This window comes from Allobosea sp. AK1 (assembly GCF_006714945.1).
Classification (GTDB): domain Bacteria; phylum Pseudomonadota; class Alphaproteobacteria; order Rhizobiales; family Beijerinckiaceae; genus Allobosea; species Allobosea robiniae.
Window position 1 is genome coordinate 1,963,462 of record NZ_VFMG01000001.1, and the last position, 12,260, is coordinate 1,975,721.

General features: G+C 65.6%; 13 protein-coding genes. 8 read left to right on the top strand and 5 right to left on the bottom strand.

The genetic code is table 11. From position 1 onward, the window contains the following. Positions 1-8: 8 nt before the first annotated feature. From FHT98_RS09825 to FHT98_RS09840, 4 genes are all read left to right on the top strand, one after another. Positions 9-965 (top strand): ABC transporter permease, encoded by a 957-nt coding sequence (locus FHT98_RS09825; protein ID WP_091860458.1) that lies wholly within the window; start codon positions 9-11, stop codon positions 963-965. Further along, positions 962-1,852: an ABC transporter permease gene (locus FHT98_RS09830; protein ID WP_142113902.1), complete on the top strand. Its 891-nt coding sequence runs from the start codon at positions 962-964 to the stop codon at positions 1,850-1,852. Before FHT98_RS09825 ends, FHT98_RS09830 begins: the two co-directional genes overlap by 4 nt. Before the next feature lie 20 nt (positions 1,853-1,872). Further along, entirely contained in the window at positions 1,873-2,664 is a 792-nt protein-coding gene (locus FHT98_RS26165) for an enoyl-CoA hydratase/isomerase family protein (RefSeq protein ID WP_210244351.1), read from the top strand. A 161-nt stretch (positions 2,665-2,825) separates the two neighbouring features. Next, positions 2,826-3,647 (top strand): MBL fold metallo-hydrolase, encoded by an 822-nt coding sequence (locus tag FHT98_RS09840; protein ID WP_091860464.1) that lies wholly within the window; start codon positions 2,826-2,828, stop codon positions 3,645-3,647. Here the strand turns inward: FHT98_RS09840 and FHT98_RS09845 are convergent, their stop codons facing one another. From FHT98_RS09845 to FHT98_RS09860, 4 genes are read right to left on the bottom strand one after another with little or no spacing between them, the layout of a single operon-like run. Then, positions 3,648-4,898, bottom strand: coding sequence for a M20 family metallo-hydrolase (locus FHT98_RS09845; protein WP_142113904.1), 1,251 nt, complete (start codon positions 4,896-4,898; stop codon positions 3,648-3,650). Between the two features lie 2 nt (positions 4,899-4,900). Then, positions 4,901-5,782, bottom strand: a complete 882-nt coding sequence (locus FHT98_RS09850; protein WP_142113905.1) for an alpha/beta fold hydrolase — start codon at positions 5,780-5,782, stop codon at positions 4,901-4,903. A 13-nt stretch (positions 5,783-5,795) separates the two neighbouring features. Beyond that, on the bottom strand, positions 5,796-6,578 hold the full coding sequence (locus tag FHT98_RS09855) for an SDR family oxidoreductase (protein WP_091860474.1): 783 nt from the start codon (positions 6,576-6,578) through the stop codon (positions 5,796-5,798). A gap of 45 nt (positions 6,579-6,623) precedes the next feature. After that, positions 6,624-7,757 carry a pyridoxal phosphate-dependent aminotransferase gene (locus tag FHT98_RS09860; protein WP_091860478.1) on the bottom strand — a complete coding sequence of 378 codons (1,134 nt, stop codon included), beginning with the start codon at positions 7,755-7,757 and terminating at the stop codon, positions 6,624-6,626. Between the two features lie 236 nt (positions 7,758-7,993). Between FHT98_RS09860 and FHT98_RS09865 the strand changes: the two genes are divergently transcribed. The 4 genes from FHT98_RS09865 to FHT98_RS09880 are packed head-to-tail and all read left to right on the top strand — an operon-like array spanning position 7,994 to position 11,557. Further along, entirely contained in the window at positions 7,994-9,088 is a 1,095-nt protein-coding gene (locus FHT98_RS09865; RefSeq protein WP_091860481.1) for an ABC transporter substrate-binding protein, read from the top strand. A 28-nt stretch (positions 9,089-9,116) separates the two neighbouring features. Next, the gene (locus tag FHT98_RS09870) at positions 9,117-9,992 is read left to right on the top strand and encodes an ABC transporter ATP-binding protein (protein ID WP_082617283.1); all 876 of its coding nucleotides are present in this window, start codon (positions 9,117-9,119) and stop codon (positions 9,990-9,992) included. An 8-nt stretch (positions 9,993-10,000) separates the two neighbouring features. Beyond that, a complete protein-coding gene (locus tag FHT98_RS09875; RefSeq protein ID WP_061966159.1) occupies positions 10,001-10,831 on the top strand; it encodes an ABC transporter permease in 831 nt (276 codons plus the stop codon). 33 nt (positions 10,832-10,864) lie between these two features. Further along, entirely contained in the window at positions 10,865-11,557 is a 693-nt protein-coding gene (locus FHT98_RS09880) for a GntR family transcriptional regulator (protein ID WP_162260078.1), read from the top strand. A 32-nt stretch (positions 11,558-11,589) separates the two neighbouring features. Here FHT98_RS09880 and FHT98_RS09885 read toward each other — a convergent pair whose 3' ends face one another. After that, positions 11,590-12,246, bottom strand: coding sequence for a TetR/AcrR family transcriptional regulator (locus FHT98_RS09885; RefSeq protein ID WP_142113907.1), 657 nt, complete (start codon positions 12,244-12,246; stop codon positions 11,590-11,592). Between the last annotated feature and the right edge of the window lie 14 nt (positions 12,247-12,260).

Below are 12,260 nucleotides of genomic sequence, written 5' to 3' on the forward strand. Positions count from 1 at the left end.
GACGCGCGATGACGGGTTTTCTTTTGCGGCGGATCGCCCTGATGATCCCCACCTTGCTGGGCGTTGCCGTCCTGATCTTTCTGATGCTGCGCGTCCTGCCGGGGGACATCGTCGAGGCGAAGCTGCGCGGCGACGGCGCGGCGGTGAGCGCGGAACTCATCGCCACCGAGCGCGCACGGCTCGGGCTCGACCGCTCCCTCCCGATCCAGTTCGTCGAATGGGTCTCCCGCGCGGCAAGGGGCGATCTCGGCGTCTCGATGTGGACCGGGCAGCCGGTGACCAGCGAGATCGGCCTGAGGATCGGGCTGTCGCTGCAGGTGGCGGTGATGGCGGCGCTGATCGCCACGCTGATCGCGCTGCCGCTCGGCACGCTCTCCGCGATCTATCCGGGAACGCCGCTGGATTACGTGATCCGTCTCGTCGCGGCCTCGGGCATGGCCGTCCCGTCCTTCTGGTTCGGCATGATGCTTATCCTCATGCTGCTCTATCTGTTCAACTGGGCGCCACCGATCACCTACACGCCGTTCTGGCAGGACCCGCTCGCCAACCTCAACCAGCTGATCTGGCCAGCTCTGGCGGTGGGCTACCGCTATGCGGCGGTCGCGGCCCGCATGGTCCGCTCCTCGCTGCTCGAAGTCCTGCAGGAGGACTATATCCGCACCGCGCGGGCGAAGGGCACGCCGGAGCGCGACCTGATCTGGCGCCACGCCATCCGCAATGGCTTGCTGCCGACCATCACCATCGTCGGGCTCGAATTCGCGTTCCTGGTGGGCGGCCTCGTCGTGACCGAGCAGGTCTTCAACCTCAACGGCATCGGCAAGCTTCTGGTGCAATCCGTCGCCCATTACGACTACGTCATGATCCAGGGCATCGTGATGGTGCTCGCCTTGGTCTTCGTGCTGACCAATCTGGTGCTCGATATTCTCTATGTCTGGCTCGACCCGCGCATCGAGTGGTCGCGATGAGCGGGGGCGACGAGCTTTCGATCCCGCCGCAGCGCCGGGGCGCGGTGCGGCGCTTCCTGGCCTCGCAGCCGGTCGGCACGATCGGCCTGTGCGTGGTCGTCCTGATGGCTGCCGCGGCTGCCTTCGCGGATTGGCTGGCGCCTTACGATCCGCTCGCCCTGGGGTTCGACACAGCGCTTCAGCCGCCGTCCATCGAGCATCTCTTCGGCACGGATTCGCTGGGGCGAGACATCTTCTCCCGCGTGATCTTCGGCGCCCGGACGGCGTTGACGATCGGCGTTTCCGCCTCGCTGGTCGGCTGCTCGATCGGCGCGCTGATCGGCATCGCATCCGCCTATTACGGCGGGCTGGTCGATCTGATCATCCAGCGCCTGACCGACCTCATGCTGGCCCTGCCCATCATCGTGCTGGCGATCGTCATCGTCGCAATTTTCGGTCGCAGCACCAGCGAAGGCATCGATCTGAACGTCATCTTCGCGATCGCCATCGCGATCATCCCGAACGCCGCGCGCGTGATCCGCTCCTCGGCGCTCACCATCGTGACGATGCCCTATGTCGAGGCTGCGCGCGCCTCCGGGCTGCGCAGTGCCCGGATCATCCTTCGCCATATCGCGCCCAACGTCGCCGCACCCTTCCTGATCCTCGTCAGCGCCTATATCGCGCAGTCGATCCTGCTCGAGGCGGCCCTCTCCTTTCTGGGACTGGGCGTAACGGAACCCCAGCCCTCGTGGGGGCTGATGCTGTCCGGGAATACCTCGGACTTCTATCGCGAGGCGCCCTGGATGATCGTTTTCCCGGGGCTTTCAATCACGGTCACCGTGCTCGCCTTCAGCCTCGTCGGCGACAGCCTGCGGGATTGGTTCGATCCGAAATTCCGGGTGCGGTGAAAGGCGGGAGGAGTTCCGGCATGTCAGAGAAGGTCGCGATACCCGCAGATGAAGCTCATCCGGTCCTGCATGATCTCCAGGATGGCGTCGGCATCATCACCCTGAACCGTCCCCGCCTGCACAACGCGCTCAACGACGCCGCACGCGCTGCGCTGAAGGAAGCGCTGATCTGGGCGCGGGATGACGACGCAGTGCGCGCCGTGCTGCTGCAGGGCGCCGGGCGTTCCTTCTGTTCCGGACGGGACCGCAATGGCTTTCTCGAAACCGGGAAGCATGCCTCGCATCGCGAGCTCATCCTCGCGGCACAGGAATTGCGGCTGCTGCAATGCGAGTTGGGAAAGCCCTCGATCTGCGCGCTGCACGGCCACGCGATCGGCGCCGGGGCGGAGCTGGCGCTGGGATGCGACTTCCGCATCGCCGGTGCCGACCTGAAATACAGCTTTCCCGAAGTCGGCTTCGGCGTCGTCTCCGACACCGGATCATCCGCGCTGCTGACGCGGCTCCTGGGCCCCGCCCGCGCGAAATGGCTCCTGGCAAGCGGCGAAATCATGGACGCGCGGCAGGCCGCGGATTGGCATCTCGTCGAATGGGTCGTCGAAACCACGGAGCTCGCCGACGCTGCGTTCGAGAAAGCTGCCAGATTGGCGCGCCGGCCGCCGGCAGCGCTCCGGAAGCAATCGGAGCTGATCGACGCGGCAGCGCCTGTCCTCCTCCGCCAGGCGTTGGGCCGGGAGATGGAAGCCCAACTGGAACTGTTCACCGGTTCGGAGTTCGCGCTCATCCGCGAACAGGGCTTCCGGGCCCATGGATAGGCAGGTACCGTCCTCGCTATATCCCGGCATTCGCCCCGGCTGCGTGCTGACAGCGGCTCTTGACCGATCTGTCGGCTCGACATCATCAGCGTGATCGACAAGACCGTCCCGCGCGTTGCGTCGGGGCGAGAGCCCTGAACTTGCCCCGGAAGGACTGAAGATTGGCTTTTCTCGAGGAACCTGAGCCTCAGCGGGGCGTCGCCCTGCCCGTTCTGCCAGGCGTCAGACGCATCGTCGCGAATAATCCGAGCCTGATGACCTACCACGGCACGAACACGTACCTCATCGAGTCGGATCAAGGGTTCATCGTGCTCGATCCTGGCCCGGAGGATGCCGGCCACCTCGACGACATCATCGCGGCAACGGGAGGCAAGGTCTGCGCCATCCTTCTCAGCCACACCCATTCGGATCATCTGGGCGCCACCTCTTCCCTCAAGGCCAGGACGGGAGCGCCGACCTTCGCCTTTCATCGGGTGGCCGATCCATCCTTCGAGCCGGATGTCCTCGTCCACGACCGCGACATGGTGGCCGGCATGCTCGCGATCCACACGCCGGGGCACGCCAGCGACCATCTCTGCTTCGCAGCCCGGGACGGGGTCGTCTTTAGCGCCGATCACGTGATGTCGTGGTCGAGCAGCATCGTCTCCCCGCCCGATGGCAACATGGCCGCTTACTGCGCGAGCCTCCGCCTGATGCTGTCACGCAACGACAGTCTTTACCTGCCGGGCCACGGCCCTCCGCTACCCAATCCCACACCCTATGTCGCAGACCTGCTCAATCGGCGGGTCGAGCGGGAGGAGGCGATTTTCGAAGCGTTGCGCTCCGGGCCATCCAACGCCTGGGACCTGATGGATCGGCTCTACTCCAAGACCGATCCCTGGCTTCGGCGGGCGGCTGAACGCAATGTGATAGCCCATCTTGAGAAACTGCATGCGGAGGGACGTGTCGCACAGGCCGGCGAGATCTGGAGCGTGCAGCGCTGATCAGGCTGAATTGGCGAGGTGCCAGACGACGTCTGCAAGGACCTGCGCGCCCGCGGTCAGGTGCTCCGGTTCAGCCCATTCGTCGGGGTTGTGGGACACCCCGCCCCGGCATGGCACGAAGATCATCCCGGCAGGGCAGATATAGTGCAGTTGGCGCGCGTCATGGCCGGCTGCCGAATAGACGTCCATGGCGGGAATGCCGCGCGCCGCAGCCGCTTCGGCAATGGCGCTGCGAATCGCGGGCGCGAAGTTCAGCGAGGGCGAATGCTGGATCTGCTTCAGCTCGACGCTGCAATTCCCCTTCATCTCCTCGACAATGCGGCGGATCGCGGCATCGACCCGGTCGACCACGGCATTGTCCGGGTGCCGGAGATCGATGGAGAAGAAGACCTCCGCCGGCACGACGGACGGAGCGTTCGGCGTCACCTGCAACATGCCGACCGTCAGCAGCGTATCGGCCGGCTCCATCGCCGCTTCGTCGATGGCGCGGATCATGCGGACAGCCGCCATCAGCGCATCGCGCCGATCCTTGCGCAAGGCAGTTCCGGCATGGGCGGCCTCGCCCATCACGCGGACCCGATAACGCCGCGTCCCCTGAATACCCGTCACGACGCCGATCGGGATGCCCGCCTCTTCGAGCACGGAGGCCTGCTCGATATGGGGCTCGACATAGGCGGCGATCGGCAGGCCGAACGCCCGAAGCGGCACCTTGTCGTCGGCCGCCAGGATCGACGCCACCGCTTCGCCGATGCTGATGCCGTCCGCGTCGCGGATGGGCAGCACGGCCTCGAGAGCCTTGGTTCCGGTGAAGAGGTCGGAGCCCGTCATGCCCGGCGCGAAACGCGAGCCTTCCTCGTTGGTCCAGGCCACGATTTCGAATGGGCGAAGCGGCCGCTCGCCGCGCGCCACGATGGCCGTCGCGGTTTCCAGGGCCGCGAGCACACCGAAAACCCCATCGAACTTGCCACCGGTCGGCTGCGAGTCGATATGCGATCCCGCCACGACCGGCGCGAGCGAAGGATCGCGCCCCTCGAGGCGCAGGAACAGGTTCGCCGCCTTGTCGGTGAAGGGCTCCAGGCCGATCGCACGCCCCCAGGCGATCACCTGCGCGCGGGCCTGCGCCTCCTGCGGCGACAGGGTCGGGCGATCGACGCCGCCATCGGCGCGAGCGCCGAACGCGGCCAGCGCCATGTGGCGGGCCCAGAGACGCTCGCCATCGACGAAATCGGAGAGGCGCTGCGGGGCCGCCATGCTCAATCGACCCGCATGATCTGCGCCGGGTTGGCGCGGGGGTCGCGCTCGCCCCAGCGCCCGGCCTCGACCTGTGCGATGAACTCGGCGAGCAGGCGATTGAACAGCTCGGGCTCCTCGAGATTCAGCGTATGGCCGGATTTCGGAAAGACGGCGAGGCCGCAGCGCGGCACCACCCGCTTCAGATAGAGCCCCGGTTCGATGCAATGATCATCCTCGTCGCCGGTCATGACCAGCAGAGGCGCCTGCATGGCGCGGAACCCGGCCTCGAGATCATAGAGCGAGGGCCGGCGCATCTGCACGCCGCGCATGGTGTTCGCCGCGCCAAGCGAATCGTGCTGGCCGAGCCGCTCCGCGAACAGCGCCCAGCCGCGCGGGTCCTTGTCCTGGAACTGCACGCGCGAGGCGCCCTCGGCATAGGTCGGCGCGAAGTCTTTGGCTCCGCGCTCCTGAAAATTCCGGGCCACCTGCTCGGAAATGCCCTTGAAATAGTCCTCATGGGCCTTCTCGGCGCCGTAGCCGGCGCCAGCCGCAACGATCGACAGCACGCGGCCGGGATGGCGCAGCCCCGCATGCAGTGCCGCAAAGCCGCCCATCGAGAGCCCGACGACATGGGCCTTCTCGATGCCGGCCGCGCTCAGCACGTCGACGATGTCGTCGGCCGCGCGCGCCTGGGAATAGCTTTCCGCGCTCTCCGGCACGTCGGAGGGCCGGTAGCCGCGCGCCGCGAAGGTGATGCAGCGGTGCCGGCGTGCGAAGAAATTGAGCTGCGGCTCCCAGCTCCAGTGGCTGCCGCCGAACTCGTGCACGAAGATGATCGGCGTGCCGGTGCCGGCCTCCTCGTAGAACAGCTTCACGCCGTCGCTGGCCGTGGCAAAAGCCATGTCGCGGCTCCCCTCAGATCACGGAACGGCGCGAGGCGATGCCGCCATCGACGGTGAAGATCGCGCCGGACGTGTAGCCGGACCGGTAGGAGGCGAGGAACACGATCAGGTCGGTGACCTCGTGGATATGGGCCGGGCGCTTCAGCGGATAGCGCTGCTGCAACTCCTCGTAGCGGCCGGCATCGCCGAGCCAGTCGGCCGCGCGCTTCTTCAGCATGTTGTAGATGCGGTCCGTATCGACCGGCCCCGGGTTGACGCCCACCACCCGGATATTGTCGTCGAGCGAGTGGCCGCCGATGGCGCGGGTGAAGGCCATGAGGCTGGCATTGCCGGTCGTGCCCGCGACATAGGCGGGGTCGAAAACCTCGCCGCCATTGCCGATATTGTTGATGATGACGCCGCCGCCGCGCGCCTTCATCAGCGGATAGAGCGCACGCGTGAGGTTGATATAGCCGAAAACCTTGAGCTCCCAGCCGGCACGCCATTTCGCCTCGTCGACGTCCCACAATGTACCGCTGGGGATGACGCCGGCATTGTTGACGAGAATATCGATATCGCCGACGGCCGCGACGAGGCGTTCCACCGCGCCCGCAATCGTCAGGTCGACCGCATGCGCCGTCACCGTCACGCCATGGCCGGCCTCCAGCTCGCGCTTGAGCGCCTCGAGCCTGTCGCCGGAGCGCGCCACGACATGAAGATTGCAGCCCTCCTCGGCGAATGAGCGCGCCAGCCCCTCGCCGATGCCCTGGGACGCACCGGTGATCAGGACCGTCTTGCCCTTCAGCTTAAGATCCATTGTCGCTTTCTCCCTTTGATGAGCGCTGCGGTGCGGCAGACCGGCTCAGAACAGTTTGACGTCTTCGTTTTGGCCACGAACCTGCTCGACCATGGTCGGCAGCAGCTCGACGAACTCCTCGACCCAGGCGGTCGGGACCGTGGTGCTGATCTTGACGAACCGGTCGCCGAAATTGGGCGTGTGATAGGCGCCCTGGCGGATCATGATGTCGTGCTTCTGAAAGGCTGCGACGAGCGCCTCCGGCTTCACCCCGGCGCGCTCGCATTCGAGCACGACGAAATTGCCGTTCGACGGGAAGACCGGCAGGGACAGGCCTGGAATCCTGTCGGCAGCGTCCTTGATCAGTTTCTGGTTGGCGCGCTGCTGCGACAGGACGCCGGGAAACCACTCGGCCTTGATGCCGAGGCCGGCGAGCGCCGCACGCTGGGACAGGATGTTCGAGCCGAGATTGTTCGGTGGCGCCGCCGAGAGCTTCTCGATGATATCGGGATGGGCGACGACCGCGCCCACCCGCATGCCGGCCAGGCCGAGCCATTTCGAGAAGCTGTAGATGGTCAGCGTCCGCTCGGGATAGCGCGTCGCCGCCAGCGTGTGCTCATGCGCGAAATGGCGATAGGTGCAGTCGTGGATCAGGTAGGCACCGACCTCGCGCGCGGCTGCCACGATGCCGTCGATCTCGGCCGCCGTGCAGGCCGAGCCCAGCGGATTGTTCGGATCGACGATGTAGATGACCTTTGTCTTCGGCGTGATCGCCGCTTTCAGCCGCTCCGGCGCAAGGCGATAGCCGTATTCCTCGCCATAGATCGGAATTTGCGTGACTTTCGCGCCGACGGCGCGCGCGAAGGCCATCGGCCAGTTCCAGGTCGGATCGGTGGTGATGAACTCGTCGCCCGGCCCGAGCAGGCTGTGGCAGACATGGTAGAGCGAGGCGACAGCCCCGTCGGAAACCAGCGCCGCCTGCCCCTCCAGGCCGAGATCGGCGACGATGCCGTGGCGCAGCTCCTCGAGCCCTGCCGGCGGCGCGTAGATGTGGAACTCCTCGTCGCGGATGCATTTCTCCATCGCCGCCAGCACGGCAGAATGCGGCGTCGCGTGATTGGTGTTCTGCCCCATCCAGCGCAGGCCGGCCGTGTTCACCAGCCGGTCGAAATGGGCATTGCGAACCTCGAAGGTTTTCATGACATCTCCGCGGCGTATCGCCATTTTGGTATAATGAAAGCGACCTAAAGCTCTTTCGTGGCGAGTGTTTGCACAGAACCCGCATACCAAACAACCTAAAAACGCAGCTCGCCGGCAAAAAATTATGCAGGAATTGATTTTGTGCATAATGACACTTGCGCGCGGCGGAGATCACGGTGATGCTGGTGTCAGCGTCGCCACAGGCAGGCAGGCGACAATAAAAGGGGAGATATCGGATGCGTGTTTCACGTCGCACTGCTCTCAAGGGCTTCGGTGCCGCTGCAGCGGCAGCCATGACGAGTGCCATCGCCATGCCCGCGCTCGCGCAGGGGCTGAAGAAGGTCTCGTTCACGACCTCCTGGATTCCCGAAGGACCGAACCTTTTCGCCTATGTCGCGCGCGACAAGGGTTTCTGGAAGCGCCATGGGCTCGACGTCTCGGTGGCGCGCGGTTCAGGCTCGGGAGCGGCGGCGCAAGCGGTCAGCGCCGGCACCTTCGATTTCGGCATGGCGGCCACCCCGACGGTGATCGTGCAGGCGGCGAAGAAGCTGCCGATCACCTGCATCGGCCAGATCAACTACGACGCGCTGATGGGCATCGGCGTCCTGTCGGGTTCGCCGATCAAGGGCCCCAAGGACCTCGAAGGCAAGAAGCTCGGCGCCAGCGTGACCTCCGGCGAATACCCGTTCCTGCCGCTCTATGCCGAGAAGGTGGGCCTCGACCTCTCGAAGCTCCAGATCCTGCAGATCGACGGCAAGGTGCGCGAGCGCACGCTGGTCGAGAAACAGGTCGATGCGGTCTCGGCCTTCGCCACCAGCACGGTTCCGTCTCTGGCGCCGCTCGGCACCGATGTCCGGTTCATGCTGTTTTCCGCGGCCGGCATCGAGTTCTACGGCCAGTCCCTGACGACCCAACCGGCCCGACTAAAGCAGGACAAGGCGCTGTGCGAGGCTTTCGTCCAGGGGGCCATGGACGCGATCAAGTTCACGATGACGAATTTCGACGAGTCCGTGGACATCTTCCTGAAGGCCAATAGCGAGGTCGCCATTTCCTCGACCGGCAAGGAATACGCCCGGATCGGGCTCGGGCTGACGAACCTCACCAATCTCGTGCCTGAGGTGAAGCAGAACGGCTTTGGCTGGGCCGATCCGGCCAAGGTCGCCATGATGGCCGATCTCGTGATGAAATATGCAGCCGGCGAGGGAGCAGTGAAACCGGATGTCGGCACGCTGTTCACCAATGACTTCATCGGCAAGCTCAAGCTGACGCCGGAAGAGCTCGCCGCAGCCGAAAAGAGCGCTGCGCCGTTCCGCAAATATGTCGGCTCCTGACCGGCCCATCGCACGAGGCGACAACCTGATGCTGAGTTTGGCACCCAAGGTGGAGCGTCCCGCGGCCGAGGCACCTCTCGTCTCGGCCACGGATGTCCAGAAGACCTATTTCACGCGGCAGTCGCCGATCCATGCGGTCGCCTCCGCGTCGCTCGACGTCGCCAGGGGCGAATTCGTGTCGCTGCTCGGCCCGTCGGGCTGCGGAAAGTCGACGCTGCTGATGATGATCGCCGGGCTGGAACGGCCGACATCGGGCACGATCACGTTGGCGGGCGAGCCCGTCGCATCGCCACGCCGCGACATCGGCATCATCTTCCAGGATGCGACGCTGCTGCCGTGGAAGAGCACGCTCGAGAACGTGCTCTTCCCGATCCGCATCCTGAAATTGCCGATGGAGACCTATCGCGACAGGGCCCATGGCCTGCTCAAGATGGTCGGCCTCGCCGGCTTCGAGCACAAGAAGCCGGGCGAGCTCTCGGGCGGCATGCGCCAGCGCGTCGCGATCTGCCGGGCGCTGATCCACGATCCGGAAATCCTGCTGATGGACGAGCCATTCAGCGCGCTCGACGCGATCACCCGCGACCAGATGAATGTCGCCCTCTCGGAGATCCTCGAGACCTACCGCAAGACCGTGATCTTCGTGACGCATTCGATCCGCGAAGCCGCCTTCCTGTCCGATCGGGTGGTGGTGATGGGCGGGCGGCCCTCGACGATCATCCTGGACAAGAAGATGCCGTTCCCCCGGCCGCGCCGCTTCGAGATCGAGGAAACGCAGGAATTTGCCCAGGTCTGCCGGGAGCTGCGCCTGACCATCGAAGCCGCGCATGGGCATGGGCAGGAAGGGCATGAGCAGGATGCGCCCAGGCCCGCTTCGATCCCGGCCGCCGTCAGCGTCATCGAGTGAGGTCCAGCATGGCAAAGCTCACCATCGGCACCGAGACCGGCGCCGTCCTTCCGGCGTCCGATACCGGCCGCTTCCGGGGTTCCGCCGGCATCAGCAGCGTCGTCCTGCCGCTCGGCCTGGCCTTTTTCGTGCTGGCGGCCTGGCAGCTCTACGTCACGATCTTCCAGGTCCCCTCGGTCATCCTGCCCTCGCCGATCTCGATCGCGCGCTATATCGTCGACCGCTACGACATCCTGCTGATGCATGCGGTGCCGACCACTTTGGAATCCGCCGTCGGCTTTCTGCTTGCGGTCCTGCTCGGCGTCGCGATCGCCGTCCTCATCACCTATTCGGACATGGCGCGCGAGGCGCTTTACCCCAACCTGATCTTCTTCCAGCTCATCCCGAAGATCGCGCTTGCCCCGCTCTTCATCATCTGGCTCGGAGTCGGCTCGCAATCGCGCATCGCGTTCTCGATATTCATCGCCTTCTTCCCGATGGTCATCGCGACCACCGCCGGCTTCCTGAGCGTCGACCGCGGCATCCTGAGGCTGTGCCGCTCGCTGACGGCCACGGAATGGCAGATCTTCACCAGCGTGCGCTTTCCGACCGCGCTGCCGCATATCTTCAGCGGCATGAAGATCGCGATCACGCTGGCGATCATCGGCGTGATCATCGGTGAGTTCATCACGGCACAGGCCGGCCTCGGCTATCTCATCATCTTCGCGACGGCACGCGCCGATACCGAGGTGTCGATGGCGGCCATCGTGGTGCTTTGCATCTGCGGCCTGCTCCTCTATGGGCTTGTGGCGCTCGCGGAGATGGTCGCGAACAGATTTTATTCGGCAGACAGCCGGTGAGGCGCTGACCTGATGGCGCGAATGAACGGATCGATGACGCCAGAAGAGCCTGAATCGCTGTCGGCCGGAGTGGTCAACCGCCTCGAGGAGGAAATCCTCAAGGGCATCCGGAGGCCGGGCGACAAACTGGACGAGCGCCAGCTCGCCGAGCAGTTCGGCATGTCGCGCACGCCCGTGCGCGAGGCGTTGCAGCGCCTCGCCGCCAGCGGTCTCGTCGTGTCGCGCGGCCGTCAGGGGCTGCAGGTCGCGCAGATGTCGCTCGCCGACCTCCTGGACGCGTTCGGGGTCGTCGCCGAACTGGAGGCCTTCGCCTCCTCCCAGGCCGCGCGCCGCATCCAGCCGGAGCAGCGGGCACTTCTCCAGGCGGCGCACCGCTCCTGTGCCGAAGCCGCGGCGGCCGAGGATGCGGAGGCCTTCTATGCGGCCAATCTCGTTTTCCACGAGCTGATCGCCGCCGCCAGCCACAACCGCATCCTGCAGGACGAGTTGCGGCGGCTAACGCTGAAGATCTCACCCTATCGCCGCACCATCACCTATCAGCCTGGACGGATGTATTCCTCGATCCCCGAGCACGAGCGCGTGATGGATGCGATCCTGCGGGGCGACGGCGTCCAGGCTGCGCAGATGATGCGCTCGCATGTGACCCTGCTGGGCGAAGGGCTGTCGGACCTGCTGCATTTCCTGCGCTCCTCCGGCGGGCACGGGCTGCTGGCGGAGATGTCCTAAGCCCGCGCTTCCGTTCGCCGCGCAGGCCGATTTCAGCGTCTCCGAAACGCCGGGCCGCCGAACATCGCATCCCCCGCTCCGCCCTCGACGATCTGCGGCAGCAGCGCTTTCCAGGCCTCGATCATATCGGCGAAATAGCTGGGGTCCTGGCGCAGCACGGTCTGCACGCCCATGCCGCGCACCAGGCAGACCGTCAGGTTGAGGATGATGCGAGCCTCCCGGGCCGTGCGCTTCTCCGGATTGCAGAACTCCACCCAGGTCGAATCGAGCGCCTCGTGGAAGCGCTTGACGACGGGGATCATCCGCTCGCGCAGATCGGCATCGTTGCGCGCCTCGGTGATCATCTCCAGCGAGAGATAGAAGAAGCGGCCGGAAAACAGCTCCCAGAGAAAGCCGACGAAACCTTCGAGCGACAATTCGCCGTTCTGGACACGCCGGGCGACGGCGCGGATCTCCGCGGTGCCGTCGTCGAGCAGTCGTTCCATCGCCGCCAGGATGATGTCGGCCCGCGCCGGGAAATGGTAGAGCAGCGCCCCGCGGGACACTTGCGCCCGCTCGGCGATCTCCTGCGTCGTCGCCGCGTGGTAGCCGACATCGTGGATCACATCGAGCGTCGCCCCGATCAGTCGCTCATAAGTCGCGACGCTGCGCGCCTGCTGCTGGCGCTCGGAACGCGAAGCCTGCTTCATCTCTGCGCCCACCT

Excerpts from the sequence above, each read along its gene's own strand:
- FHT98_RS09825 (WP_091860458.1), top strand. The coding sequence starts at position 9 with ATGACGGGTTTTCTTTTGCGGCGGATCGCCCTGATGATCCCCACCTTG.
- FHT98_RS09830 (WP_142113902.1), top strand. The coding sequence starts at position 962 with ATGAGCGGGGGCGACGAGCTTTCGATCCCGCCGCAGCGCCGGGGCGCG.
- FHT98_RS26165 (WP_210244351.1), top strand. The coding sequence starts at position 1,873 with ATGTCAGAGAAGGTCGCGATACCCGCAGATGAAGCTCATCCGGTCCTG.
- FHT98_RS09845 (WP_142113904.1), bottom strand. The coding sequence starts at position 4,898 with ATGGCGGCCCCGCAGCGCCTCTCCGATTTCGTCGATGGCGAGCGTCTC.
- FHT98_RS09850 (WP_142113905.1), bottom strand. The coding sequence starts at position 5,782 with ATGGCTTTTGCCACGGCCAGCGACGGCGTGAAGCTGTTCTACGAGGAG.
- FHT98_RS09855 (WP_091860474.1), bottom strand. The coding sequence starts at position 6,578 with ATGGATCTTAAGCTGAAGGGCAAGACGGTCCTGATCACCGGTGCGTCC.
- FHT98_RS09860 (WP_091860478.1), bottom strand. The coding sequence starts at position 7,757 with ATGAAAACCTTCGAGGTTCGCAATGCCCATTTCGACCGGCTGGTGAAC.
- FHT98_RS09865 (WP_091860481.1), top strand. The coding sequence starts at position 7,994 with ATGCGTGTTTCACGTCGCACTGCTCTCAAGGGCTTCGGTGCCGCTGCA.
- FHT98_RS09870 (WP_082617283.1), top strand. The coding sequence starts at position 9,117 with ATGCTGAGTTTGGCACCCAAGGTGGAGCGTCCCGCGGCCGAGGCACCT.
- FHT98_RS09875 (WP_061966159.1), top strand. The coding sequence starts at position 10,001 with ATGGCAAAGCTCACCATCGGCACCGAGACCGGCGCCGTCCTTCCGGCG.
- FHT98_RS09880 (WP_162260078.1), top strand. The coding sequence starts at position 10,865 with ATGACGCCAGAAGAGCCTGAATCGCTGTCGGCCGGAGTGGTCAACCGC.
- FHT98_RS09885 (WP_142113907.1), bottom strand. The coding sequence starts at position 12,246 with ATGAAGCAGGCTTCGCGTTCCGAGCGCCAGCAGCAGGCGCGCAGCGTC.